This is a genomic window from Algibacter ulvanivorans (assembly GCF_048381495.1).
Classification (GTDB): Bacteria; Bacteroidota; Bacteroidia; order Flavobacteriales; family Flavobacteriaceae; genus Algibacter_B; species Algibacter_B ulvanivorans.
The window spans coordinates 293,427-319,619 of sequence record NZ_JBLWGD010000004.1; the positions used below are offsets into that span (position 1 = coordinate 293,427).

24 protein-coding genes and 1 riboswitch are annotated in these 26,193 nt (G+C 31.8%); of the genes, 20 read left to right on the top strand and 4 right to left on the bottom strand.

Features of this window, described 5'->3' with window-relative positions:
* Positions 1–1,908, top strand: a complete 1,908-nt coding sequence (glgB, locus tag ACNG5D_RS11785; RefSeq protein ID WP_418183719.1) for a 1,4-alpha-glucan branching protein GlgB — start codon at positions 1–3, stop codon at positions 1,906–1,908.
* Between the two features lie 265 nt (positions 1,909–2,173).
* Positions 2,174–4,576 carry a glycoside hydrolase family 31 protein gene (locus ACNG5D_RS11790; protein WP_418183720.1) on the top strand — a complete coding sequence of 801 codons (2,403 nt, stop codon included), beginning with the start codon at positions 2,174–2,176 and terminating at the stop codon, positions 4,574–4,576.
* A 64-nt stretch (positions 4,577–4,640) separates the two neighbouring features.
* On the opposite strand, the gene ACNG5D_RS11795 is transcribed toward ACNG5D_RS11790, so the two are convergent.
* On the bottom strand, positions 4,641–6,515 hold the full coding sequence (locus ACNG5D_RS11795; RefSeq protein WP_418183721.1) for a cation:proton antiporter: 1,875 nt from the start codon (positions 6,513–6,515) through the stop codon (positions 4,641–4,643).
* A gap of 308 nt (positions 6,516–6,823) precedes the next feature.
* Between ACNG5D_RS11795 and ACNG5D_RS11800 the strand changes: the two genes are divergently transcribed.
* The 18 genes from ACNG5D_RS11800 (at position 6,824) to ACNG5D_RS11885 (ending at position 23,945) form a co-directional block, all read left to right on the top strand.
* Entirely contained in the window at positions 6,824–7,684 is an 861-nt protein-coding gene (locus ACNG5D_RS11800; protein ID WP_418183722.1) for an MBL fold metallo-hydrolase, read from the top strand.
* Between the two features lie 30 nt (positions 7,685–7,714).
* Entirely contained in the window at positions 7,715–9,325 is a 1,611-nt protein-coding gene (locus tag ACNG5D_RS11805; protein WP_418183723.1) for a S8 family peptidase, read from the top strand.
* Between the two features lie 66 nt (positions 9,326–9,391).
* Positions 9,392–11,197, top strand: a complete 1,806-nt coding sequence (locus ACNG5D_RS11810; protein ID WP_418183724.1) for a M1 family metallopeptidase — start codon at positions 9,392–9,394, stop codon at positions 11,195–11,197.
* A gap of 5 nt (positions 11,198–11,202) precedes the next feature.
* Positions 11,203–11,550, top strand: coding sequence for a VOC family protein (locus ACNG5D_RS11815; RefSeq protein ID WP_418183725.1), 348 nt, complete (start codon positions 11,203–11,205; stop codon positions 11,548–11,550).
* 61 nt (positions 11,551–11,611) lie between these two features.
* Positions 11,612–12,169: a DUF2867 domain-containing protein gene (locus ACNG5D_RS11820; RefSeq protein ID WP_418183726.1), complete on the top strand. Its 558-nt coding sequence runs from the start codon at positions 11,612–11,614 to the stop codon at positions 12,167–12,169.
* A 26-nt stretch (positions 12,170–12,195) separates the two neighbouring features.
* Positions 12,196–12,290: riboswitch (TPP riboswitch) on the top strand.
* A 110-nt stretch (positions 12,291–12,400) separates the two neighbouring features.
* Positions 12,401–12,604 carry a sulfur carrier protein ThiS gene (gene thiS / locus ACNG5D_RS11825; protein ID WP_418183727.1) on the top strand — a complete coding sequence of 68 codons (204 nt, stop codon included), beginning with the start codon at positions 12,401–12,403 and terminating at the stop codon, positions 12,602–12,604.
* A gap of 97 nt (positions 12,605–12,701) precedes the next feature.
* Complete coding sequence (thiC, locus tag ACNG5D_RS11830; RefSeq protein WP_418183728.1) at positions 12,702–14,564, top strand: phosphomethylpyrimidine synthase ThiC; 1,863 nt, start codon at positions 12,702–12,704, stop codon at positions 14,562–14,564.
* 84 nt (positions 14,565–14,648) lie between these two features.
* Entirely contained in the window at positions 14,649–15,239 is a 591-nt protein-coding gene (locus tag ACNG5D_RS11835) for a thiamine phosphate synthase (protein ID WP_418183729.1), read from the top strand.
* Positions 15,240–15,339: 100 nt separating this feature from the next.
* A complete protein-coding gene (locus ACNG5D_RS11840; RefSeq protein WP_418183730.1) occupies positions 15,340–15,693 on the top strand; it encodes a four helix bundle protein in 354 nt (117 codons plus the stop codon).
* Position 15,694: 1 nt separating this feature from the next.
* A complete protein-coding gene (locus ACNG5D_RS11845; RefSeq protein ID WP_418183731.1) occupies positions 15,695–16,486 on the top strand; it encodes a hydroxymethylpyrimidine/phosphomethylpyrimidine kinase in 792 nt (263 codons plus the stop codon).
* An 11-nt stretch (positions 16,487–16,497) separates the two neighbouring features.
* A complete protein-coding gene (locus tag ACNG5D_RS11850; RefSeq protein ID WP_418183732.1) occupies positions 16,498–16,869 on the top strand; it encodes a four helix bundle protein in 372 nt (123 codons plus the stop codon).
* 36 nt (positions 16,870–16,905) lie between these two features.
* Positions 16,906–17,550: a thiamine phosphate synthase gene (gene thiE, locus ACNG5D_RS11855; RefSeq protein WP_418183733.1), complete on the top strand. Its 645-nt coding sequence runs from the start codon at positions 16,906–16,908 to the stop codon at positions 17,548–17,550.
* 40 nt (positions 17,551–17,590) lie between these two features.
* The gene (locus ACNG5D_RS11860) at positions 17,591–18,361 is read left to right on the top strand and encodes a thiazole synthase (protein WP_418183734.1); all 771 of its coding nucleotides are present in this window, start codon (positions 17,591–17,593) and stop codon (positions 18,359–18,361) included.
* Between the two features lie 21 nt (positions 18,362–18,382).
* On the top strand, positions 18,383–19,492 hold the full coding sequence (gene thiH, locus ACNG5D_RS11865; protein ID WP_418183735.1) for a 2-iminoacetate synthase ThiH: 1,110 nt from the start codon (positions 18,383–18,385) through the stop codon (positions 19,490–19,492).
* A gap of 47 nt (positions 19,493–19,539) precedes the next feature.
* Positions 19,540–19,917 carry a ribonuclease P protein component gene (rnpA, locus tag ACNG5D_RS11870; RefSeq protein ID WP_418183736.1) on the top strand — a complete coding sequence of 126 codons (378 nt, stop codon included), beginning with the start codon at positions 19,540–19,542 and terminating at the stop codon, positions 19,915–19,917.
* A 6-nt stretch (positions 19,918–19,923) separates the two neighbouring features.
* Complete coding sequence (locus ACNG5D_RS11875; RefSeq protein ID WP_418183737.1) at positions 19,924–21,558, top strand: S41 family peptidase; 1,635 nt, start codon at positions 19,924–19,926, stop codon at positions 21,556–21,558.
* A 101-nt stretch (positions 21,559–21,659) separates the two neighbouring features.
* Positions 21,660–22,532: an OmpA family protein gene (locus tag ACNG5D_RS11880; RefSeq protein WP_418183738.1), complete on the top strand. Its 873-nt coding sequence runs from the start codon at positions 21,660–21,662 to the stop codon at positions 22,530–22,532.
* A 6-nt stretch (positions 22,533–22,538) separates the two neighbouring features.
* On the top strand, positions 22,539–23,945 hold the full coding sequence (locus ACNG5D_RS11885; RefSeq protein ID WP_418183739.1) for a T9SS type B sorting domain-containing protein: 1,407 nt from the start codon (positions 22,539–22,541) through the stop codon (positions 23,943–23,945).
* A gap of 4 nt (positions 23,946–23,949) precedes the next feature.
* Here ACNG5D_RS11885 and ACNG5D_RS11890 read toward each other — a convergent pair whose 3' ends face one another.
* Genes ACNG5D_RS11890 through rpiB form a run of 3 tightly spaced genes read right to left on the bottom strand, consistent with a single transcriptional unit; the run spans position 23,950 to position 25,787 of the window.
* Positions 23,950–24,393 carry a GNAT family N-acetyltransferase gene (locus ACNG5D_RS11890; protein WP_418183740.1) on the bottom strand — a complete coding sequence of 148 codons (444 nt, stop codon included), beginning with the start codon at positions 24,391–24,393 and terminating at the stop codon, positions 23,950–23,952.
* A 38-nt stretch (positions 24,394–24,431) separates the two neighbouring features.
* Positions 24,432–25,349 (bottom strand): cation diffusion facilitator family transporter, encoded by a 918-nt coding sequence (locus ACNG5D_RS11895; RefSeq protein WP_418183741.1) that lies wholly within the window; start codon positions 25,347–25,349, stop codon positions 24,432–24,434.
* Positions 25,350–25,352: 3 nt separating this feature from the next.
* Entirely contained in the window at positions 25,353–25,787 is a 435-nt protein-coding gene (gene rpiB / locus ACNG5D_RS11900; RefSeq protein WP_418183742.1) for a ribose 5-phosphate isomerase B, read from the bottom strand.
* Between the last annotated feature and the right edge of the window lie 406 nt (positions 25,788–26,193).

Genomic DNA, 26,193 nt, shown 5'->3' on the forward strand with positions numbered 1-26,193 from the left:
ATGGCACAAGTAAAAGCGCACAGTTTATTTACAGAGTTTGATATTAGCCTTTTTAAAGCAGGAAAACACTATAGATTATACGAAAAATTTGGTTCTCACCTTATTACTGTTGATGGTATAGATGGCGTTTATTTTGCCGTTTGGGCACCAACGGCAAAACAAGTTTCTGTAATTGGCGACTTTAACTATTGGATAGAAGGCGAGCACCAATTAAATGTTCGATGGGACTCTAGCGGCATCTGGGAAGGCTTTGTTCCTCTTGTAGAAAAAGGAGCCACTTATAAATATAAAATACAAAGCCACAATAACGATATAAAAACCGAAAAAGCAGACCCTTACGCCAGACGTTTTGAGCATAACCCGAACACGGCATCAATAGTTTGGGACGATAATTATAAGTGGAAAGATAAAGATTGGATGAAAACTCGTAAAAAACACAATGCTATTGATGCGCCGTATTCTGTTTACGAAGTTCATTTAGGCTCTTGGAAAAGACATCTTGAAGAAGACCGTTTTTTGTCATACTACGAACTTGCTGATGATTTAGTAAAGTATGTAAGCGACATGAATTTTACACACGTAGAACTCATGCCAATTATGGAATTTCCTTACGATCCCTCTTGGGGCTACCAAATTACAGGATATTTTGCTCCAACATCGCGTTTTGGTTATCCAGAAGAATTTAAATATTTAGTTGATAAATTACATCAAGCTGGCATAGGAATTATTCTAGATTGGGTACCATCGCACTTCCCAGAAGATGCACACGGACTCGGTTTTTTTGATGGATCTCACCTATACGAACATCCAGACAAACGTAAAGGCTACCACCAAGATTGGAAAAGTTTAATTTTTAATTATGAACGTAACGAAGTTCGCTCATTTTTAATAAGTAATGCTGTATTTTGGATGGATCAATTCCATGCCGATGGATTACGCGTAGATGCTGTAGCCTCAATGTTATTTTTAGATTACTCTAGAGAAGATGGCCAATGGGAACCAAACATATATGGTGGCAGAGAAAATCTTGCGGTTATTAGTTTCTTAAAAGAATTAAACGAAGAAATTTATGCCTCGTTTCCCGATGTACAAACCATTGCCGAAGAGTCTACAGCATTCCCAATGGTATCTAAACCAACATTTCTTGGTGGCTTAGGCTTTGGAATGAAATGGATGATGGGTTGGATGCACGACACCTTAGAATATTTTGCCAAAGACCCTATATACAGAAAACATCACCAAAACGATATTACCTTTAGTTTAGCCTATGCTTTTACAGAAAACTTTATGCTACCTTTATCGCATGACGAAGTTGTTTACGGTAAAAACTCCATTCTAGGAAGAATGCCTGGCGACGAGTGGCAACGCTTTGCTAACCTTCGCCTATTATACGGTTACATGTTTACCCATCCTGGCACAAAACTTCTATTTATGGGTGGCGAATTTGGACAATACAACGAGTGGAATTTTCAAGAAAGTTTAGATTGGAGCTTACTTGAATTTAAACCACACCAAAATATGCAAAACTACTATAAAGCCCTTAATGCTGTTTATAAAAACACCCCTGCTTTATACGAAAAAGGATTTAGTGGCGAAGGCTTCGAATGGATTAGTTACGACGATCATGAAAATTGTGTAATATCTTACATAAGAAAAGGTTATAAAGAAGAAGATAATGTTGTTGTAGTTTGCAACTTAACCCCTGCCGTTAGAAAAAGTTACAAAATAGGAGTTACAGCAAAAGGAAAATTAGTAGAAATTTTTAATAGCGACGATAAAGCATTTGGAGGAAGCGGTATAGAAAACAAAAAAGAAACAACCATTAAAAACAATCCTTGGAATGGTAAAGATTATTCGGCCGAAATTACATTACCGCCACTAGCTGTTACCATTTTTAAATTTAAATAACAATATGTTTTTACAAACCTATTTAATTAAAAATTCTACAAAAGAGTTAACTTAATTTAATTCAATGTTTTAGCACATTTTTGTAAAATGTAAACTCGTTAAAAACAACAAAAAACTGCCAAGATGCACACTATTAAAGTATCTATAATTTAACAAGTATTTATTTGATTTTTATTTAATATATATAACTTTTTTTTAAAGAAAAGAAAGATTCAACCTCTTTAAAATTTAGTAATTTCGTTAACTAATATTAATACATAACTTTATGATATTAAACACAGAATTAGAATATAAAGGAAATTTATTTCCATCAAAAATAGTATCATACGAAAAAAATTTAAACGTACTTTCATTCACAACTGCAAACGGCGTTGTTTTAGAAGTAACTGTACGTAGAGATAGTATTCTTCGCTTTAGATACACAACCACAGGCATCTTTGAAAACGATTTCTCTTATGCCATTACCAAATATGCAAGTAGAGGTTACAATCATCTTGAAGTTACCGAAGATAACGAGAGTTATATTATTACAACTGCAAAACTTATTTGTCACATTTCAAAACTAGATTTACGCACATCTATTTTTGATGCTAAAGACAAATCGTTAATATGCGAAGACGAGCTTGGTTTCCATTGGGAAGAAAGTTACGAGCACGGTGGCGATATTGTAAAAATGTCTAAAACCGCGCAACCCGGAGAAAGTTATTACGGCTTAGGAGACAAACCTGTTGATAACAATCTAAAAGGCAAACGTTTTCAAAACTGGGTAACAGATTCTTATGCCTACGGCAGAGACACAGACCCCATTTATAAAACCATTCCTTTTTATACAGCACTTCACAACAAAAAATCTTACGGTATATTTTTTGACAATACCTTTAAATCTTTCTTCGATTTTTGTCACGAAAGAAGAAATATAACTAGCTTTTGGGCACAAGGTGGCGAAATGAATTACTATTTCATTTACGGTCCAGAAATGTCTGATGTTGTTATAAATTATACCGATTTAACAGGTAAACCTCATGAAATGCCTGCGCTTTGGACTCTGGGCTATCACCAATGTAAATGGAGTTATTATCCAGAATCTAACGTAAAAGAAATCACATCAAAATTTAGAGAATTACAAATTCCATGTGACGCTATTTATTTAGACATTGATTACATGGAAGGGTTTAGATGCTTTACTTGGAGTAAAGAACATTTTCCAGACCCAAAACGAATGGTTAAAGAATTGGCAGACGATGGTTTTAAAACCATTGTAATAATAGATCCTGGAATAAAAATAGACATGGACTATTCTGTATTTAAAGAAGGTCTAGAAAAAGACTATTTCTGTAAACGTGCAGATGGTCCATACATGAAAGGTAAAGTTTGGCCAGGAGAATGTTATTTCCCAGATTTTACAAACCCTGAAGTTCGAGATTGGTGGTCTAATTTATTTCAAGAACTAGTAGAAGACATAGGAGTTAAAGGCGTTTGGAATGACATGAATGAACCAGCAGTAATGGACGTTCCTGGAAAAACTTTCCCAGACGATGTAAGACATGATTACGACGGCAACCAATGCAGCCACAGAAAAGCACATAATATCTATGGTATGCAAATGGCTCGAGCCACATACCAAGGCTTAAAAAAATTCTCGTATCCAAAAAGACCTTTTGTAATTACAAGAGCTGCTTACTCAGGCACACAACGCTATACATCTAGCTGGACAGGCGACAATATAGCAACATGGGATCACCTAACCATTGCAAACCTTCAAGCACAACGTATGTGTATGTCTGGTTTCTCTTTTATTGGTTCTGATATTGGAGGCTTTGCAGAGCAACCTAATGGCGAGTTATACGCGCGTTGGATACAATTAGGTATATTCCACCCATTTTGTAGAACACACTCATCTGGCGACCACGGCGACCAAGAGCCATGGGCTTTTGGAAAAACCATTACCGATGTTGTAAGAAAATTTATTGAAATAAGATACCAATTACTACCTTACCTTTATACAGCATTTTGGAGATATGCTGAAGAAGGTGTGCCAATTTTAAAATCGCTTGTTTTATACGATCAGCACGACCAACAAACACATTACAGAAACGATGAGTTTATTTTTGGTGAAAAAATACTAGCCTGCCCAATAACAGGACCAAACCAAAAAGGAAGACGCATGTATTTCCCTAAAGGTAAATGGTACAATTTTTTTAATGATGAAATTGTTGAAGGCGGAACAGAACAATGGGTTGATGCCGATTTAGATAGTATGCCTATTTTTGTAAAAGAAGGAGCTATAATACCTAAATATCCCGTACAACAATATGTTGGCGAAAAAACTATTGACGAGCTTATACTAGATGTTTATTATACAGAAGGTAAAGAAACCTCGCAAGTTTATGAAGATGCTACAGATGGGTATGATTATATTAAAGGTCGTTTTAGCTTAAGAGACTTTAAACTATCTGGAAAAACTAACGAATTAATTATTCAACAACATAAATCTGGTAAATTTACAACCACCTATAAAACATTTAAGCTTTGCTTACATGGTTTACCATTTAAAATTACTAAAGTTGAAGTTGATAATGTTGAAATTTCTCTTACAGACCTTAAGCTTAATGAAAACAACACGTTAACGCTTACCAAAGAGTTTACAGAACTTCATATTATAGGATAATATTTTCGCTTTATTATAGTAAAACTAACAACAGCCTTTCTTTAAAAGAAAGGCTGTTTTTTAACTAATTTTTTTCTTCGTTATTTGCTTTAGGCTCGACAGTTGGCACCTCTTCAACATCAAAAGGTTTTCCTAAATATACAAGCTGGTAGCCTTGTTCAATATTATTAAAATCTAAATTGTGCGAAGATATAATATGGAATTCACCTTCGTTATCTTTAACAAACAGAGGAATAATATCTGGGTCTTCATTAGAAATATTTATCAACTTATCATAATGTGCTTTATCTTCAAGATCAATTTCTTGTATAGACGGGTATGCTCTTGTTAATTCTAAAAGAGCACTAAAATCATCTTTATGAGAAAACAAGCCTTCTTTTGGATTACTAGTATCGTCTAACATTTCTTGTGTAGTTACTAATCGATACGATCCGTTTTCTCCAAATTGTTTACCAAATTTATTAATAGCATATTTATTAATATCTGGATTACCCGTTAAAGCCATTATATAACCTACATCACTAAGTTCTATATTATCCATTAACGTATCAGAATAAATATTTGTACTTATAGCTTCTAAACCTAATTCTTTAGCTTTTTCTATATTTTTTTCATTACTATCAACAAGTACTACATGCCTACCATTTGTAACTAAATAATGCCCTAATAACCTTGATACTTTTGATGCTCCAATAATTAAAATACCTTCAGACTTTTTAAGAAATACACCAACTATTTTTGCAAATAATCGTGCTGTAGTGGCATTTAATAAAACGGTTCCTAACACAATCATAAACACTAAAGGTGTAATATACTCTGCGCCTTCAACACCTTGTTTTATAAGCTTACTTCCAAATAACGATGCAATACCTGCTGCAACAATACCGCGAGGGCCAACCCAACTTATAAAAATCTTTTCGTTGGTTTTTAATTTAGATCCCATAGTGCTTAAAAATACCGCTAACGGTCTTATTAAAAATACAACCGCTGCAAAAAGTGCTGCCGTTTTCCAGGTATACAACAGCATCATGTCTTCAATATTAATATTTGCAGATAAAAGAATAAATAATATGGAAATTAATAAAACGCTTAACGACTCTTTAAAGTAAAGCAATTCTTTTAGGTTTTGAAGTTTTCCGTTACCTAAAACCATTCCCATTACAACAACCGCTAATAAACCAGACTCGTGTGCAAAAATTTCAGACTCTACAAAAACTAATAAAACGGTAGATAGAGAAACTACATTTAATAAATAATGAGGTATTAGCTTTTTATTAATAGCAAATGCCAAAGCATGAGCAAAGGTAAACCCAAAGGTAGTGCCAAAAAGTATAATTTTACCAAACTCTATTAATGCTGTTTTGGTAAAACCGCTATCGCCCTCGACACTAATAAACTCAAAAACTAAAACGGCTACTAAAGCGCCTATAGGATCTATTAAAATACCTTCCCATTTTAAAACGGTTGAAATGTCTTTTTTAAGCGGAATATTTCTTAATATAGGAGTAATTACCGTTGGTCCTGTAACTATAATTAGCCCAGCAAACAAAAATGATAATTGCCAACTTAAATCAAAAATATAATATGCCAATATACCTGCACCAAAAAAAGTAACCGCAGAACCAAGTGTAATTAACTTAGTAATTACTGGTCCCACATTTTTAATTTCAGAACGTTTTAAAGTTAAACCACCTTCAAAAAGAATAATACTAATGGCTAACGATACAAAGTAATATAAGCCTTCGCCAGGAAACAAACCTTTTTTACCATTCCAAATAGGTTCAATCCATTTACTACCATCTTCATTTAAATAGGCTGCAGCAATAGGCCCCACAAGTAATCCAATTAAAATTAAAGGCAATATAGCTGGAATTTTAAATTTCCAAGCCACCCATTGTGCCAATATTCCTAAAATGATAATTCCTGCAAGTTCTAACATAGACTAATTATTTTTTTAAAAAACACTAATTTAAGTAAAACGCTTGATTTATTGTTTTTAAAAAATATTATCTTTCAACTTTTACAAAAAATATAGTATAACCTGTATATTTAAAGCTTTTTAAAAGTATTAAATTATAGCTGCACCAATTTATTTTGAGGCATATAATTAGTTACTTTTTTTAATTCATGATTTGGTATGCTTTTATAACAAGTAATTAATTATAACAAAATTTAATTTAAATCATTTCTTAATATATTCTTAACATTTTAAAGGATTTAATATAGATTTCTTAATTTTACACCCCTATGAACTTATATCCTATAAACGCTGGAAACTTAAAGCTTGATGGAGGTGCTATGTTTGGAGTAGTGCCCAAAGCGATTTGGTCTAAAACGAACCCAGCCGATTCTAATAACATGATTGATATTGCAACACGCTGTTTACTTATAGAAAACGGCGACCGCCTAATATTAATAGATAATGGAATGGGCAATAAACAATCCGATAAATTTTATGGTTACTACCATCCTTGGGGCGATTTCTCTTTAGATAAATCACTTAAAACTTCTGGATTTCATCGTGATGATATTACCGATGTGTTTATGACACACCTTCATTTTGATCATTGTGGAGGCAGCATTCAATGGAATAAAAACAAAACAGGATACGAAACCGCTTTTAAAAACGCTCATTTTTGGAGTAATAAAGACCATTGGAAATGGGCAACAGAGCCTAATAGACGAGAACGTGCTTCATTTTTAAAAGAAAATATTCTACCCATGGAAGAAAGTGGTCAATTAAAATTTACGTCGCTTCCAGAGCATAACTTACTTAAAAACTCAAAGCTTGGTTTCGATATATTTTTTGCCAATGGCCATACCGATAAACAAATGATACCTTTAATAAAATATAAAGACAAAACCATTGCCTTTATGGCCGATTTATTACCAACCGTTGGGCATTTACCACTACCTTATGTTATGGGTTACGACACTAGACCTTTATTAACACTTAACGAAAAAGAAAACTTTTTAAATATGGCCGCAGACCATAATTTCTATTTGTTTTTAGAACACGACGCCCATAACCAAATTATTACCGTACAACATACCGAAAAAGGGGTTCGATTAAAAGATGTTTACACCTGCCAAGATATATTTAATTAATACTAAAAAATGACTAATTCAAATAACACTATGAGAACAATTAAAACAATAGCAACTTCTGCTTTCTTAGCAGTTTTATTGTCTAACTGTGGCGGAACGGCTCCAGTAATTTCAACACCTATTGAAAACATAGACACATCGCCACTAAAAGTTTCTGAACTTACTCAAGCAGAAAAACACAATTGGGGGCACTTAGATTTAGCAAAAGATACCATTCCTGGAATGAGTGTTGATAAAGCTTACGCCGAAATAATTAAAAACAAAAAAGGCAAAAAAATTATTGTTGCTGTTATTGATTCTGGTATTGATATAGACCATGAAGATTTAAACGATGTTATTTGGACCAATAAAGGCGAAATTCCTGGTAACGGAATAGACGATGATAAAAATGGTTATGTAGATGATATACACGGTTGGAACTTTTTAGGTGAAGGCTATAACGAACAATTAGAGTTTGTTAGAATTTTAGCAAGCGGAGACACAAACAATCCAGATTATGCTAAAGCCAAAGCAGAATATGATACCGAATACCAAAAATGGTTAGGCCGAAAAACACAATACGAACAAATTTTTCAGCAAATTAAAACAGCCGATGATGCATTAACAAAACACTTTGGTAAAAACGATTATACAAAAGAAGAAGTAAGCGCTATTAAAACTGAAGACGAAGGTTTAGCACAGGCACAACAAGTAGCTAATTTCATGTTTAGCAATGGTATGGACTCTTTAGCCGATGCAAAAAAGGAAATTAGCGGTGCTCTAGAAAGTATTAACGATCGCTTAAACTACAACTTAAATAAAGACTTAAAAGGTCGTGTTACTGGCGATAATCCAGACGATATGTCTACAAAATATTATGGCGACGGAAATGTAAAACCTGTTAAAAAAACAGAAAGCCATGGTACACACGTAGCTGGAATTATAGCCGCAGAACGTAACAACGGAAAAGGCGCAAATGGTGTTGCAAATAATGTAGAGATTATGAGTATTAGAGCTGTACCTAACGGCGATGAGTACGATAAAGATGTTGCTTTAGCCATAAGATATGCTGTAGATAATGGAGCCTCTGTTATTAACGGAAGTTTTGGTAAAAGCTACTCTACACATAGCGATTGGGTGCGAGAAGCTATAACTTATGCCTCTAAAAAAAATGTAGTTTTTGTACATGCAGCTGGAAATGATAGTAAAGATGTAGATACAGAACCTAATTTCCCTGATGACAATATTAACGGTCAAGAAATTTCTGAAACCTATATTAGAGTTGGTGCTTTAGCTCCAAAATACGGATCAAATATGGTAGCTGGTTTTTCTAACTATGGTAAAAAAAATGTAGATATTTTTGCTCCAGGAGCTAGTGTATATTCTACAACACCAGAAAACGAATATGATACAAAAGGAGGAACATCAATGGCTGCTCCTGGTGTAGCTGGTATAGCCGCTTTAATTCGTTCGTACTACCCAAGTTTAAGCGCAGCTCAAGTAAAACAAGTTATTATGGATTCTGGTTTAGCCATTAATACTAAAGTTATTGTTGGTGGAAAATCTGAAGATGTAAGACCTTTTGCAGATATAAGTAAATCTGCAAAAATGGCAAATGCTTATAACGCTTTAATTATGGCATCAAAATTGTCTAAATCATAATTTTATAAATTCTAAGGTTGTTTTGGGATATTTTCTCCAAAACAACCTTTTTAAATTCTAGTTTATATGAATCGTTTCTTTCTTTCTATCTTAAGTATATCATTCGTACTATCCTGTAGTGGTCAAAAAAACATTATCACTTCGGCACCTAAAAATTCTTCTACAACAGCAACAACAATATCTAGTTACTGGCAACAACATGTAGATTATAAAATGGAAATTGATATGGATGTTAACACCTATCAATATAAAGGGAAACAAAAATTAATATACACTAATAACTCGCCAGATGTTTTAAACAAAGTATTTTATCATTTATACTTCAACGCATTTCAACCAGGAAGCGAAATGGATGTACGTTCTAGAACCATCTCAGATCCAGACTCTAGAGTTGGCGACAGAATTAGCAAACTAAAACCTAACGAAATTGGATATATAAAAGTAAACACTTTAAAACAAAACGGTGTTGTACTTAATCATGAAACAGTAGGTACAGTTTTAGAAGTTGAATTAGCAAAACCTATTCAACCAGGAGAAAAAGTTACTTTCGATATGGTTTTTGATGCTCAAGTGCCAGTGCAAATTCGTCGTTCTGGTAGAAATAGTAAAGAAGGGGTAGCGTTATCTATGACACAATGGTACCCTAAAATGGCAGAATACGATTTTGAAGGTTGGCATGCAGACCCATATATTGGTCGTGAGTTTCATAGTGTTTGGGGAGATTTTGATGTAAAACTAACCATCGATAAAAATTATGTAGTTGGCGGAACGGGTTATTTACAAGAAGATGCTAAAGTAAATGCAAATAAAAAAACATTACATTTTAAAGCACCTAACGTACACGACTTTACTTGGGCAGCAGATCCAGATTATATTCACGATACAAAACAAGTACCTAATGGGCCGCTTTTAAATTTCTATTATAAAAACACATTAGACGCCGAAAAGAAAGAAAACTGGAAAAAATTGCAATCTAAAACAGTAGAGTTAATGCAATATTTCTCAGAACATGTTGGTAAATATCCATACAATCAATATTCGGTTATTCAAGGTGGCGATGGTGGTATGGAATACGCTATGTGTACTTTAATTACCGGCGAGCGTAACTTTGGAAGTTTAGTAGGTGTAACAGCACACGAAATGGCACATACATGGTTTCAGTTTTTATTAGCATCAAACGAAGCTAAACACGAATGGATGGACGAAGGTTTTACAACCTATATTAGTAATTGGGCTATGAACGATATTTTTAACGAAGGTAAAATTAACCCCAACGAAAACTCTTATAAAGGTTATATTTACTTAGCAACCTCTGGTAAAGAGCAGCCTTTAACAACCCATGCAGATCGCTATTCTTTTAACCAAGCCTATGGCATTTCGGCTTATAGTAAAGGAGCCGTATTTATGTCGCAATTAGGGTATATTATTGGTGAAAATAATCTTAAAAAAACAATTAAAAAATATTTTACAGATTTTGCTTTTAAACACCCAAAACCTTTAGATATAATTAGAACTGCCGAAAAAATATCTGGTTTAGAATTAGATTGGTATTTAATAGATTTTGCACAAACCACAAACACTATTGATTATGCTGTAAAAAGTATAGAAAACAATACCATTACCTTAGAGCGTGTTGGAGTTATGCCAATGCCAATTGATATTACAGTAACATATACTGATGATACAACAGAAAATTTCTACATACCTTTACAAATAATGCGAGGTGAAAAACCAACCACAGCAACTATAATTAAAGACTGGGCTTGGGCATATCCAACATATACTTTTAAAACTTCAAAAACAGTAAAATCTGTTCAAATTGATCCTAAAGAGTTTATGGCAGATATAAATAAAGAGAACAATAAAAAGTAATTTTTTTGAATACAACAAATAACCATATAAACTACGTTGAGTTTAAAGCTAAAAACCTTGAAGACATTAAAAGCTTTTACTCCTCTTGTTTTAATTGGGTATTTACAGATTACGGACCAACTTATATCGCTTTCGCGGAAAGTGGTATAGAAGGTGGTTTTGAAAAAACAGAAGACCCCATTTTAAATGGGGTTCTTGTTGTTTTGTATCACGAAAACCTTGATACAATAAAAAATAAAATAATTGCTGCCAACGGTATAATTTCTAAAGACATTTTCTCTTTTCCTGGCGGACGCAGATTTCAATTTTTAGATCCTTCTGGTAACGAATTAGCTATTTGGTCTAATAAATAATCTTACAGCAACATATCTTTCAAAGTCATTTACTATTTTTACTTGACTTAACGATTTCGATATGAAAACTAATATCACTAAAGTTAATATTCCAACAGCATCTATATTATTAAATAATGGTAAAATTTACGATTATTCAGATAGTTATCAAACCTACTACTTAGACAAAAACAGTAATATTTCGTCTACACAAATAGGCAAAGCCTTTTTTACGTCTGCGCCAAAATGGAGCGAAAATCTTTTCGAATTAAGAAATAGAATCGTTTCTGTATTTGGTTTAAAAATATCAGAAAAAAATAAAGATAGGCAACAACAATTAGACAGCTTTACATGCGAACCTGGTAGCTCTCTTGGGTTGTTTAATGTGTATTCTAAAACAGAAAACGAAATTATTTTAGGCGAAGACGATAAACATTTAAATTTTAGAATATCACTACTTAAAGAAAACAACCAAACTCAAAACAAAAAACTAACTATTACTACAGTTGTTGAATATAACCATTGGTTTGGTAAACTTTATTTTTTACCCGTAAAGCCTTTTCATAAACTAATTGTTCCAAAAATGCTAAAAGGTATTGTAAAGAGCTTGAATAACGAAAACAAAGAATTATCTAACTAATAGTAATTTTTTTAATACCTTTACCATGTAAACTTTAGGGGTGTTCGTTAAATCGAACTGAGAAAAACCCTTTGAACCTGATGCGGTTAGTACCGCCGAAGGGAAAAGTTGAAAAACATATTGAAACGTATGTTTACAGCATTTCTATTTATGTGCTTTTTAAAAAAAGTACATAACTTTTCAAACATTTTCTTAATACTTCTTGTTTACAGCATTATTAAAATACTGTATATGATAACTATTTACGTAAACCAAAAAGAAGTAACGGTAAAACCCAATACCAATATTTTACAGCTATTACAGCATTTAAACACTCCTTTACAAGGTGTAGCTGTTGCTATTAAAGATAATATTATTCCTAACTCAAAATGGGAAACTCAACAATTATCAAATCAGGATCAAGTTTTAATTATTCAAGCCACTCAAGGCGGATAAATTAGCCATTAGCTTTTGGCTATTGGCCTTTAGCAAAATATATAAAACAAATTACTAACAGCTAAAGGCTTAGAGCCAAAAGCTAGAAGCAAAAAAAATGAAAAACAAAGACACCGCACCAAAACAAGGACAAATTACTAGAAATCCATTTCCTAATTCTAAAAAGATTTACGTACAAGGTAAAATTCACCCGCAAATTAAGGTGGCCATGCGTGAAATAGAATTAAGCGATACTGTAGATTCTATGACAAAAAAGAAAACACCTAACGAGCCTGTTACGGTGTACGATACTTCTGGGCCTTATACAGATCCTAGCAAAAAAATTAATGTGCATGATGGAATAGAGCGCATTAGAGAACAATGGATTTTAGATCGTGGTGATGTAGAAGCGTTAGATGCTTTTACTTCTAAATATTGTAACGAGCGTTTAAACGATAAAAGTTTAGACCACATGCGTTTTAACTTAAAGCATAAACCAAAACGTGCTAAAAAAGGAAAAAACGTAACCCAATTACACTACGCTAAAAAAGGCATTATTACTCCAGAAATGGAATATATTGCTATTCGCGAAAACCAGCGTATTGATGAAATGACCGAGATAAGAAAACAACACCCTGGAGAACATTTTGGAGCATCAATTCCAGCCAAAATTACTCCAGAATTTGTTCGCGAAGAAGTAGCTCGTGGTCGTGCAGTAATACCATCTAATATAAATCACCCAGAAGCAGAACCTATGATTTTAGGCAGAAACTTCTTAGTTAAAATTAATGCTAATATTGGTAACTCTGCAACAACATCATCTATAGAAGAAGAAGTAGAAAAAGCCGTTTGGGCTTGCCGTTGGGGAGCCGATAATATTATGGATTTATCTACCGGTCAAAACATTCACGAAACGCGCGAATGGATTATACGTAACTCTCCAGTACCAGTTGGAACGGTACCTATTTATCAAGCTTTAGAAAAAGTAAACGGTGTTGCCGAAGATTTAACTTGGGAAATTTTCCGCGATACGTTAATTGAACAAGCAGAACAAGGTGTAGATTATTTTACCATTCATGCTGGTGTATTGTTACGTTATGTACCAATGACCGCAAATCGAGTTACCGGAATTGTATCTCGTGGTGGTTCTATTATGGCAAAATGGTGTTTAGCACATCATAAAGAAAGTTTCTTATATACGCATTTTGAAGAGATTTGCGAAATTTTAAAATCTTACGATGTGGCCTTTTCTTTAGGCGATGGTTTACGTCCAGGTTCTGTAGCCGATGCTAATGATGAGGCGCAGTTTGCAGAATTAGAAACTTTAGGAGAATTAACACAAATTGCTCGTAAGCACGAAGTGCAATGTTTTATAGAAGGTCCAGGTCACGTGCCAATGCACATGATTAAAGAAAATATGGAAAAGCAAATAGAAGTTTGCGACGAAGCGCCTTTTTACACTTTAGGCCCATTAACTACAGATATTGCTCCGGGTTACGACCACATTACTTCTGGCATTGGTGCTGCCATGATTGGTTGGTACGGTTGTGCCATGTTATGTTATGTAACACCAAAAGAACATTTAGGATTGCCTAATAAAGAAGATGTTCGTGTAGGAGTTGTTACTTATAAATTAGCGGCACATGCTGCCGATTTAGCAAAAGGACATCCAGGCGCACAGCATAGAGATAATGCCTTGAGTATGGCACGTTTTGAGTTTCGTTGGGAAGACCAATTTAATTTAGGCTTAGACCCTGAGCGAGCTCGCGAATATCATGATGAAACCTTACCTGCTGCTGGTGCTAAAATTGCACACTTTTGTTCTATGTGCGGGCCAAAATTCTGTTCTATGAAAATTTCTCAAGAAGTTAGAGACTTTGCCGCAGAAAACCAAATTTCGGATAACAACGAAATCTTACAAAAAGGAATGGAAGAAAAATCGAAAGAATTTAAAGAAAAAGGCTCTGAGGTTTATCTTTAATCAATTATCAGTTAACAATGTGCAATTAGCAATTTATTGTTGAGAGCGCATTGTTAATTGTTCTTTGTTAATTGTCAATTGTATATGCTAATACTAATAGCACCAGAAAACGACGTTCCAAACGAAATTGAAATACTAAACCAATTATTTCAAGAAGGTTTGCAGTACTATCATTTAAGAAAGCCAAATAAGAATTATGAAGAACATTGCGCTTATTTAAACAAAATAGATAAAAAATATCATAATAGAATTGTGGTGCATTATTTTCATGAATTGATTAACGATTTCAACTTAAAAGGCATTCATTTTCAAGAACAAAAACGAAGAGATCATATAAATAATCCTGGACAGTACTTTAAAGATTTAAACATGTTTGGGAAAACTATAAGCTCGTCGTTTCACGAACCAGACGAACTAGAAAATTGTTATTTCGAATTCGATTATCATTTATTAAGTCCAGTATTTTCATCAATCTCAAAACAAGGATATGAAGGTCGAGAATTTGATGTCAATCATATCGATAAAATCATAATTGGCATGGGTGGAGTTACTACAGAAAACTTATCAGAATTTGATACTCTAGGTTTTAAAGGTGTTGGTGTTTTAGGAGGAATTTGGAATAACGATAAACCTGTTGAAGTTTTTAAACATATGAAACGTCATTTTATCAATTAACAATGAACATTTTGCAATGTGCAATTGACAGAGAACGATTAGCAATGTGCAGTTAACAATGAACAATTAGCAATGTGCAATTAACAGAGAACGATTAACTATGAGTAAAAATATTATTTTAGATAAAACCTACGACTTTGCGGTAGCAATAGTTAAACTTTCTCAAGAATTAGTTTCTGAAAAGAAAGAATATGTTTTATCTAAACAAATATTACGCTCAGGAACTTCTATTGGAGCTAATACAGAAGAAGCTATTGGAGGCATTTCTAAAAAAGATTTTATTCATAAACTGTCTATAGCTTATAAAGAAGCTCGTGAAACTAAATATTGGCTAAGATTATTAAAAGATACTGGATATATAAACCAAGAAACATTTAAATACTTGTTTGATAAAGTAGAAGAAATACTGAGGATTTTGTACAAAATCATTAATTCATCTAAAAATAATATCTAACGTGGAGAAAGATAATTGTTCATTGCTAATTGATAATTGTATTTTAAGTATCGCTGGTTTCGATCCAAGTTCAGGCGCAGGAATAACTTCAGATATAAAAACCTTTGAAGCGCATGGTTTGTATGGTCTATCTGTTTGTACTGCATTAACAGTTCAAAACGATATCGATTTTAAACAATGTATTTGGACTGATTTAGAAGTGATTCTAGCTCAAATTGAAACCTTGTTTGAACGCTTTAAAATTTCAGTAGTTAAAATTGGCATCATTCAATCTTGGCAGACATTGTCTGTTCTATTAAACAAGCTTTATTCACTAAACTCAAATATAAAAATCATTTTAGATCCTATTATAAAAGCCAGCGCTGGTTTCGATTTTCATTCTACAGAAAATCAAGATTTATTGGATAATATTTGGAAAAAATGCTTCATAATTACTCCAAATTACGAAGAGATTCAGCTTTTGTACCCAAAATTAGATATTCAAGACACTATAGCGCATATTAGTAACCTAACAAACATCTATTTAAAAGGCGGACACAGAACCGATAAAAAAGGTTGGGATGTTTTATACCACAATAAAATTGTTCAAACTAATATAGAGCCTAAAACAAAATTTGCTTATGAAAAACATGGAAGTGGCTGTGTCTTATCATCATCTTTAGCAAGTAACATTGCCTTAAGAATGGAATTAGAAGATGCTGCTAGCACATCGAAATATTATACAGAAAGGTTTTTAAATAGTAATAAATCTCTTTTGGGAACGCATAATTTAGAAGTTAAGAATAAAACTTAAGAATTTAGGAGATGGAAAGAAGTAAAAGTTTTGAAGATTTAATTGTATGGCAAAAAGGACACAAGTTTGTTTTAGAGGTTTATAAAATCACTAAAGATTTTCCGAAAGAAGAGATTTACGGTTTAACGTCTCAATTTAGAAGAGCTGCTGTATCTATAACTGCAAATATTGCAGAAGGCTATAAAAGATTAAGTAATAAAGAAAAACTACGCTTTTATAATATTGCGCAAGCATCTTTAGAAGAATGTAAATATTTTTTAATTCTATCAAGAGATCTAGAATACACTAATAATTTTAAAGAATTAAACGAATTAATTAATGAGGTTAGCAAAATGTTGAATGCATATTGCAGAAGTATAGCTAATAAAAACAACTATTCTTAAATTCTTAACTCCCATAATTCTCATATTCAAATAACCATGATAATACCTAAACTCCACTATATAACGCAAGGTGAAACTCCTAAAGAACATCTAGAAAACATTCAAAAAGCATGTACCTCTGGAGCAGAATTAGTACAGTTACGTTTAAAAAATGTTTCAGAAAAAAAGATTTTAAAATTAGCTAAAGAAGCGAGAGCGATTACCTCTCATTTTCAAACCAGATTAATTATTAACGACTATTATAAAATAGCCAAAGAAATAAAAGCCGATGGCGTGCATTTAGGTAAAACCGATACTTGCCCAACTGTAGCCAGAAAACATTTATACACTTGGCAAATAATTGGTGGTACAGCAAACACACTAGAAGATTGTGAAAATTTAATTAACAAAAACGTCGATTATATAGGCTTAGGTCCTTTTAGGTTTACTACAACTAAAGATAATTTAAGTCCGGTTTTAGGACTTAACGGTTATAAAGCCATTGTTGATGAATTAAAAACAAAAACACCAATAATAGGCATTGGAGGCATTACTTTAGAAGATGTTACTGCAATTTTAGAAGCCGGTATTTCTGGTATTGCAGCATCGGGAGAAATTACAAAAGACTTTAATAAAATACGAACGTTTAACCAATTGTTAAACACTTCTGCCACACTAGAACAACGCCATACATTTAAATAAACATTTTTTAGCCAATAGCTAAAAGCAAACAGCTTTAATTATGAACGATATACTTAAAATAGCAGATAAAGAATTTAATTCTAGACTATTTACCGGAACAGGAAAATTTAGCTCAAATAATTTAATGTCTGAAGCTTTAAAAGCATCAGAAAGTGAATTAATTACGGTAGCATTAAAACGTGTAGATGTAGATAATAGTCAAGATAAAATGCTGCAAAGCATTATGCGTCCTAAAGTAAATTTACTACCAAATACCTCTGGAGTTAGAGATGCAAAAGAAGCTGTTTTTGCTGCACAATTGGCACGTGAAGCTTTAGAGACGAATTGGATAAAATTAGAAATTCATCCAGATCCTAAATATTTATTACCAGACCCAATTGAAACTTTAAAGGCAACTGAAGAATTAGTAAAACAAGGTTTTGTGGTTATGCCATACATACATGCAGATCCTGTTTTGTGTAAACGTTTGGAAGATGTAGGTGCACCATGTGTTATGCCATTAGGCGCACCAATTGGTACTAATAAAGGTATTAAAACAGTCGATTTTCTAGAAATTATAATAGAACAAAGTAACGTGCCTGTAATTGTAGATGCAGGAATTGGCAGTCCGTCGCATGCCGCTTACGCCATGGAATTAGGAGCAGATGCTGTTTTAGTAAACACAGCCATTGCAGTATCAAAAAACCCAACACAAATGGCAGTAGCTTTTAAAATGGCGGTCGAGGCAGGCAGAATGGCATTTAATGCCAAATTAGCATCGGTTAAAAAACATGCCGAAGCAAGCAGCCCATTAACGTCGTTTTTAAATTAGAAATTGAATACACCTTAAAACATGTCTTTTAAAACTACATTTAATACATATAATTGGGATACTTTAGAAAAAGAAATTTATGCTTTTACAGCAGAAGATGTTAAACAGGTTCTTCAAAAAGAAAAGATAGATTTAGAAGATTTTAAAGCCTTAATTTCTCCTGCAGCAAGGCCTTTTCTTGAAGATATGGCACAACGTAGTCATACTATAACAAAAAAACGTTTTGGTAATACCATACAAATGTATGCACCCATGTATTTGTCTAACGAGTGTCAAAATATTTGTACTTATTGTGGTTTTAGTATGACTAATAAAATTGCACGTAGAACTTTAAAAGACGACGAAATTTTAAAAGAAGTCGCCTTTTTAAAAAACAAAGGTTACGACCATATCTTGTTAGTAACAGGCGAAGCCAATAAAACGGTTGGTGTCTCGTATATAAAACATGCCATAAATTTAATTCGCGAACATTTTTCTAATATTAGTATTGAGGTACAACCACTAGATCAAGATGAATACGAACAGCTTATTGAAGCTGGTTTGTATGCGGTTTTAGTATATCAAGAAACCTATCATGAAGCCACCTATAAAACGCATCACCCAAAAGGCAAAAAATCTAATTTTAATTACCGATTAGATACACCAGACCGATTAGGAAAAGCTGGTATACACAAAATTGGTCTTGGTGCATTATTTGGTTTAGAAGATTGGCGTGTAGATAGTTTTTACACCGCTTTACATTTAAAATACTTGCAAAAAACTTACTGGAAAACCAAGTATTCTATCTCTTTTCCTAGACTTAGGCCACACCAAGGCGAAGTACAACCAAAGGTTGAAATGACAGATTCTGACTTGGTTCAACTTATTTGCGCCTACCGTTTACTAGACGAAGATGTAGAGCTTTCTATGTCTACACGCGAAAGCGAAACCTTTAGAAATAATATTATAAAACTGGGTATTACATCCATTAGCGCAGAGTCTAAAACAAATCCTGGCGGTTATGCAGTTGCTCCAGAAAGTTTAGAGCAATTTGAAATATCTGATGAAAGAGATACTCAAACCATTAAAAACATGATAAAAAATCAAGGTTACGAAGTGGTTTGGAAAGATTGGGATAAAAGTTATATTTAGAGTTGATTTTTTTATTTTACTACCTTTGGTTTCTTAAAACTTAACCTGTGACATTTACATACAGTAAAAAAGAAAAGCTAAAGAGTAAAAAACTCATAGACCAATTGTTTACCGAAGGTAAAGCTGTTTCGGCTTACCCATTACGTTTAGTTTATTTAAAAGCACATTTTAATGATAGTGTCATTGCAAAAACAGGTGTTTCTGTAAGTAAACGGAACTTTAAAACTGCTGTAGACAGAAACAACATAAAACGTTTAATTAGAGAATCTTACCGATTAAATAAAGCTAAATTTTTTAACAATTTATCAACGCAACATGCGTTTATGATTTTGTACATTGGCAAGGATAAACCCACATTTACCCAAATTGAAAACAAAATGAACATTTTATTTGAAAAATTTTCAAATAAAATTTCAGAAAAATAACTTAACATGAAAAATATATTTAAAAAGAAAATTTTAATTCCAATACTATCTGGTGTTATATTTTTTTCTACAGCTGCTTTTAAAAACGATTTTTTTGAAATTGCTAAGCAAATAGAAATTTTTACCACCTTGTTTAAAGAGTTAAACATGAATTATGTAGATGAAACAAATCCTGCCGATTTAATGGATACCGCTATAAAAAGTATGTTAGCAGATCTAGACCCATATACCAATTTTATGAACGAGCAAGATGTAGAAGCTGCTAGAATTAATAATACAGGAGACTATACAGGTATTGGAGCAAGAATAAAAACCTTAAAAAACAAATTGGTTGTTGTAGAACCTTATAAAGATTATCCAGCCGATAAAGCAGGCTTAAAAGCTGGAGACGAAATTATAAAAGTAGGTAATATACTAATAGAAGATTATAACGACCATGCTGGCGATTTATTAAAAGGCACCTCTGGCTCTTCTATCGAATTAACTTATAAACGACAAGGAAAAACTTTAACAGCAACCATAAAACGTGCCGAAGTAGAAATAAAAGCCGTTCCTCATTTCTCATTAATAAACAATAAAACAGGCTATATAGTTTTAAGCAGATTTAGCCGTAAAGCTCATGCCGAAACTAATTATGCTTTACGCGATTTAAAAGCTCAAGGTGCAGAACGCATTATTTTAGATTTAAGAGGAAACCCAGGCGGATTAGTTAATGAAGCCATAAAAATTGTAAATCTATTTGTTCCTAAAGGGCAATTGGTAGTAACCACAAAATCTAAAGTAAAAAAATATAATAGAACTTATATTACCCAAAACGATCCTATAGACACCCAAATTCCGTTAGTTATTTTATTAGACGGAAGTAGTGCATCGGCTAGCGAAATTGTTTCTGGAGCCCTTCAAGATTTAGATCGTGCAGTAATTGTAGGTTCTAGAAGTTTTGGTAAAGGTTTAGTACAACGCCCAAAACAACTAACATACGGCACACAAGTAAAAATTACCATATCTAGATATTACACACCTTCAGGAAGATGTATTCAATCTTTAGATTATTGGAACAGGAACGAAAAAGGTGAAGCTGTAAGAGTAAAACAAGAAAATTACAACGCCTTTAAAACAAAAAATGGAAGACAAGTTTTTGATGGTGGTGGTGTATTTCCTGATGTTCAAGTAGGAACTTATAAAATTTCGCCAATAACAACTGCTATTGTTAATAACGATTTAATTTTCGACTATGCCACCAATTATTACTACAATCATACATTTAACGATATAAACACCTTAAAGCTTAACGATAAAGATTTTTTAGATTTTAAAAACTATTTAAAATCTCATCATTTTTCTTTTGAAACCGATACCGAAAAAGCACTTAAAAAAGCGTTTGAAACAGCTAAAAAAGAAGAATTAAATGATAATATTAAAAACGATTATAACACCCTAATATCTAACTTAAATAACTCTAAAACTCAAGTTATTGATGAAAATAAAGACTTCTTATTAGAATTATTAACTAAAGATATTGTAAAACGATATGTATACAGAGAAGGCTTATATGAATATTTAGAAATACATGATAACGAAATAAAAAAAGCAACAGAAATATTAAACAATCCTACAACATACCAAGGTTATTTAAAATAAATAAATTCTATAAGTATTTTACTAAAACCCCATGAATATTGGCCTTTGGCATAATTTTAGATTAAAAATAGTATATTTATCACCTATTCAATTATCTTCCTATGAATAAATTAATAGTATTAATATTATTAACTTTTAGTAGTGTTTTTGCTTTTTCACAACAAGAATTAACACAAGAAGTATATTTTGATACCGATAAATATGATGTTCCTAATACAGAAAAAAACCGCTTATTATTATTTATTTCAACTTTAAATGATGTTAATATAGAATCTATTTCAATATTTGGATTTTGTGATGATAGAGGAGCAGATTCTTATAACCAAATACTTTCTCAACAACGTGCAGATGCTATAAAAGCTATTTTTGCTAACAACGAAATAAGCGAAACTTTAATAACAAATGTAGATGGTAAAGGAGAAATACTTCTTAAAATAGTAGAAGAAGAAAACCTATTAAAAATAAGAGGACTAAATAGAAAAGTTGAAATTATTGTAAAACCAAAACCTCCTAAACCTGTAATACAAAAAGTAATAGATTCTACACCTCCATCACCAAAACCTAAAAAAGATAAAGGTGTTGTAGAACTTATAAAAGATGGTGTAAAAGGCGATAAAATTTTATTTAAAAACATATTATTTAAAACCGGTTACCCAACCGTAACACCAAGTTCTAAAAAAACACTAGAAACCATTGCTAATGCACTTTTAGAACGAGAAGATATTTACTTTACCATTCAAGGGCATGTATGTTGCACACAATACACCAGAGACGCGGTTAATAGAAAAACTAAAAAAAGAAATTTATCTGAAGCTAGAGCTAAATATGTTTACGACTATTTTATAAAAAAAGGTATAGATAAAAAACGTATGCGACATGTAGGGATGCGTCGTAAATTTCCGCTTGGCGGCGAACCAGAATTTGACCGACGTGTAGAAATACTAATTACTTATACTGGAGACCAAGCTAATTAAAACCCCATGTATTTTAAAGCTAAGTATATTATAATTAGTTTCTGTTTTATTTCATTTAACAGTATTTCTCAAAATACTTTTATTCCAGATAATAATTTTGAACAAGCTTTAATTAATTTAGGTTGGGATTCTGGCCCTTTAGATAATTTTGTGCCTACCGCAAATATTAGTAATAAAACAGATTTGGATATTGCTGGTATGAATATTTTAGACCTAACAGGAATTGAAGATTTTATTGGACTAACCAATTTAGATTGCTCAAACAACCAATTAACCTCATTAAATATAAACAAAAACGCAAACCTTATTGAGTTGTATTGCAGCAACAATCAACTAAATAATTTAACAGTTACCAACCAACCAAACTTGGTAAGGTTATGGTGTTTTAATAATCAACTTACCAGTTTAAATGTTTTACAAAACCCAGAGTTAATTTCTTTACGCTGCGAAAATAATTTTATACCAAAACTCGATTTAATTAACAACATAAAATTAAATGTATTGACTTGCGAAAACAATTTATTAACCTCTATAAATGTTTTAAATTGTAATGTTTTAAATCGGTTTCAATGTGGAAATAACTTGTTAACCCAACTAGATGTAACTGCAAACAACAACCTATCTTATTTGTCTTGCGAACAAAATCAAATAACAGAATTAAACCTTAATTATAATACCAAATTAGCTGTTTTAATCTGTTTTAGTAATGCTTTAACAACTCTTGATCTTTCTGAAAACTCTAGCCTAACAGATTTAGATTGTAAACAAAATATGTTATGTGCTTTAAATGTAAAAAATAGAAATAACAATAATATTAATTTAATAAATTTTGATGCTAATCCTAATTTAAATTGTGTTGTGGTTGATAACGTTAATAATAACCACTCTACATGGATACCAACATCGTTTTCAAATTATGTAGACGCATCTGATGCATGCGATAACCTTATTCCTGTAGATCAATTAGAAAATATTATTGGCACAAGTTATATTTTACCTACACTTAACAACGGAAATTACTTTACAAAAACTAATGGTATGGGTATATTATTAAACCCTGGTGATGTAATAACAACCTCGCAAACTATTTATATTTATAATGAAAGTCATTGTAATAGTAATGAAAGTCATTTTTTTGTTTTTATAAATAATGAAGACTATTATATACCTAAATATTTTACTCCTAATAACGATGGAATTAATGATGTTTGGCAAGTTTATGATAGATTAAATCTTATAAACAACATTTCAATCTATAACCGTTACGGAAAATTAATAAAATTTTTACCCAGCACAGCTACAAGTTGGGATGGAACATTTAACGGAAACTTATTAAATAGCGATGATTATTGGTATGAAATAATATTAAATACCAAAGAGGTTTTACGTGGCCATTTTACTTTAAAGAGGTAAACCTTTATGCCTTTAACATGGCAACATGCGGTATATTGTCTTCTAAATACTCCTCGCCTATTTCTTTAAACCCTAAATTGTTATAAAATTTCTTTAAATAAACCTGAGCAGATATTTTTATAGACGTTACATTAAAGTATGTTTTTATGGCTTCTGCAGAAGCGTTCATAATATCATAACCATATTTATGCTGTCTTTCATTTTTAGCTACCACTACTCTACCAATGCTAGCTAATTCAAAATAATCGCCTGGTTTAAAAATACGAGTATAAGCCACTATTTTATTGTTTTTAAACCCTAAAACATGAAGCGATTTTTCGTCTTTTCCATCAAGATCTTGATATACACAATCTTGTTCTACAACAAAAACTTCGCTACGTAATTGCAGTATATTGTATAACTCTTTATTTGTTAATTCTTTAAAGGTTTTTATTTTTATTTCTAACATAAATTAATTTTTAATACATACGAAAACTAATAACTATACTAATCTTGCACAATAACATCTTTAGCGTCATTTTTTCTATATTCTGGCTGAATATTAACATGGTTAATTTCGTATTTTTTTAAAACTAAAATTTCAATATCATGTAAAACAGCGTCAAATTGAGAAAGCGTAATATCGTTATTAAAATCAATATGAGCTTCTAGATGTATTTCATTTTCGTTAAGTTGCCAAACATGCACATGATGTACATTTTTAATAACTGTAAAAGCATTAATTTCTTCAACAATTTTTTTAATAGGAATGGTATCTGGAGTAAATAACATAAGTACTTTAGTTGAGTTTTTAAGTAAATCGAAACCCATCCAAATTAAATATAATGCAATTACAAAAGTAAGTATACTATCTACCCAATAAAATTGGTAATATTTCATTAAAATACCACCAATTAAAACGGCAATACTAGCCATCATATCTGTTAATAAGTGTAAATAAGCACTTTTCATATTCATATTGGCTTTAGCATCTTTTTTAAGAAGTAATACGCTAAAACCATTACCTAAAATAGCAATTATAGATAACCATATTACTAAATTAGATTCTATTTGTTGTGGATTTTGAAAACGCTCTACGGCTTCAATTATTAATAAAATAGCTACTACTATTAAAGTTGCTGCATTAATAAATGCAGCTAAAATTTCTGCACGTTTATACCCAAATGTTTTTTGAAAAGAAGCTTTTTTTTTAGTTAAACTATTAGCTATATAACTAATAATAAGAGAAACTACATCGCTAAAATTATGCAAAGCATCGCTTAATAATGCTAAACTACCAGAAATTAAACCACCAATAACTTGAGCAGCCGTAATAAGAATGTTTAATAATATAGATATAAAAAGATTACGACCTTTTAAGTCGCCATGATCATGTGTGTGATTATGACCATGATGATGCCCCATTTTTTAACAAGACATAGGTATTTTATCAATTCTTCTTTGATGGCGCCCCCCTTCAAATGCAGTATTTAAAAATACATCAACCATTTCTACAGCTTGGTGTATAGCAGTAAATCTTGCCGGAATACATAAAATATTAGCATTATTATGGCTTCTAATAAGATGTACAATTTCTTTATTCCAACATAAACCTGCACGTATTTTTTGATGTTTATTAGCAGTCATAGCTACACCATTTGCGCTACCACAAATTAAAATACCAAAATTGGCTTTATTAGCTTCAACATCTTCAGCAACTGGGTGTCCAAAATCGGAATAATCAACACTATCATTAGTATCAGTACCATAATTATTTACGGTATAACCTTTATCTTCTAAAAATTGCTTTATTGCAAATTTATAATCTGTTCCTGCGTGATCGTTTCCTATAGAAATTGTCATGGTTTTATTAATTATTTTATAATAAACAAAGGTAATAAATAAACAACTAGAATACTGCTTTTAAACCTGTATCTATTATGTATTTTGTTAATAGTCATATTTTAAATTTCAGGTTTTATATTTTAAATTATAAAGCATGTTTATTACAATATTCATTACTTGTTAATAACTGTTCATTAATTTGTAAAAGAAAAACATTGTAATTCCAATTTTTTTTTCAATCCATAACATTTACATAACATGCAAATAAGTTAATGTAAATTTTTAGTTAATTTATAAGCACTAAAATGTGTAGTTGTTAGATTTGTTAATAGTAATATTTATTAAAAATAGTTGTTAATATAAGTTACTAACAATTGTTAATAGAAAATTAAAATAACTTAAATTTAAACAAGTTAAGTATTTA

Excerpts from the sequence above, each read along its gene's own strand:
- glgB (WP_418183719.1), top strand. The coding sequence starts at position 1 with ATGGCACAAGTAAAAGCGCACAGTTTATTTACAGAGTTTGATATTAGC.
- ACNG5D_RS11790 (WP_418183720.1), top strand. The coding sequence starts at position 2,174 with ATGATATTAAACACAGAATTAGAATATAAAGGAAATTTATTTCCATCA.
- ACNG5D_RS11795 (WP_418183721.1), bottom strand. The coding sequence starts at position 6,515 with ATGTTAGAACTTGCAGGAATTATCATTTTAGGAATATTGGCACAATGG.
- ACNG5D_RS11800 (WP_418183722.1), top strand. The coding sequence starts at position 6,824 with ATGAACTTATATCCTATAAACGCTGGAAACTTAAAGCTTGATGGAGGT.
- ACNG5D_RS11805 (WP_418183723.1), top strand. The coding sequence starts at position 7,715 with ATGAGAACAATTAAAACAATAGCAACTTCTGCTTTCTTAGCAGTTTTA.
- ACNG5D_RS11810 (WP_418183724.1), top strand. The coding sequence starts at position 9,392 with ATGAATCGTTTCTTTCTTTCTATCTTAAGTATATCATTCGTACTATCC.
- ACNG5D_RS11820 (WP_418183726.1), top strand. The coding sequence starts at position 11,612 with ATGAAAACTAATATCACTAAAGTTAATATTCCAACAGCATCTATATTA.
- thiS (WP_418183727.1), top strand. The coding sequence starts at position 12,401 with ATGATAACTATTTACGTAAACCAAAAAGAAGTAACGGTAAAACCCAAT.
- thiC (WP_418183728.1), top strand. The coding sequence starts at position 12,702 with ATGAAAAACAAAGACACCGCACCAAAACAAGGACAAATTACTAGAAAT.
- ACNG5D_RS11835 (WP_418183729.1), top strand. The coding sequence starts at position 14,649 with ATGCTAATACTAATAGCACCAGAAAACGACGTTCCAAACGAAATTGAA.
- ACNG5D_RS11840 (WP_418183730.1), top strand. The coding sequence starts at position 15,340 with ATGAGTAAAAATATTATTTTAGATAAAACCTACGACTTTGCGGTAGCA.
- ACNG5D_RS11850 (WP_418183732.1), top strand. The coding sequence starts at position 16,498 with ATGGAAAGAAGTAAAAGTTTTGAAGATTTAATTGTATGGCAAAAAGGA.
- thiE (WP_418183733.1), top strand. The coding sequence starts at position 16,906 with ATGATAATACCTAAACTCCACTATATAACGCAAGGTGAAACTCCTAAA.
- ACNG5D_RS11860 (WP_418183734.1), top strand. The coding sequence starts at position 17,591 with ATGAACGATATACTTAAAATAGCAGATAAAGAATTTAATTCTAGACTA.
- thiH (WP_418183735.1), top strand. The coding sequence starts at position 18,383 with ATGTCTTTTAAAACTACATTTAATACATATAATTGGGATACTTTAGAA.
- ACNG5D_RS11875 (WP_418183737.1), top strand. The coding sequence starts at position 19,924 with ATGAAAAATATATTTAAAAAGAAAATTTTAATTCCAATACTATCTGGT.
- ACNG5D_RS11880 (WP_418183738.1), top strand. The coding sequence starts at position 21,660 with ATGAATAAATTAATAGTATTAATATTATTAACTTTTAGTAGTGTTTTT.
- ACNG5D_RS11885 (WP_418183739.1), top strand. The coding sequence starts at position 22,539 with ATGTATTTTAAAGCTAAGTATATTATAATTAGTTTCTGTTTTATTTCA.
- ACNG5D_RS11890 (WP_418183740.1), bottom strand. The coding sequence starts at position 24,393 with ATGTTAGAAATAAAAATAAAAACCTTTAAAGAATTAACAAATAAAGAG.
- ACNG5D_RS11895 (WP_418183741.1), bottom strand. The coding sequence starts at position 25,349 with ATGGGGCATCATCATGGTCATAATCACACACATGATCATGGCGACTTA.
- rpiB (WP_418183742.1), bottom strand. The coding sequence starts at position 25,787 with ATGACAATTTCTATAGGAAACGATCACGCAGGAACAGATTATAAATTT.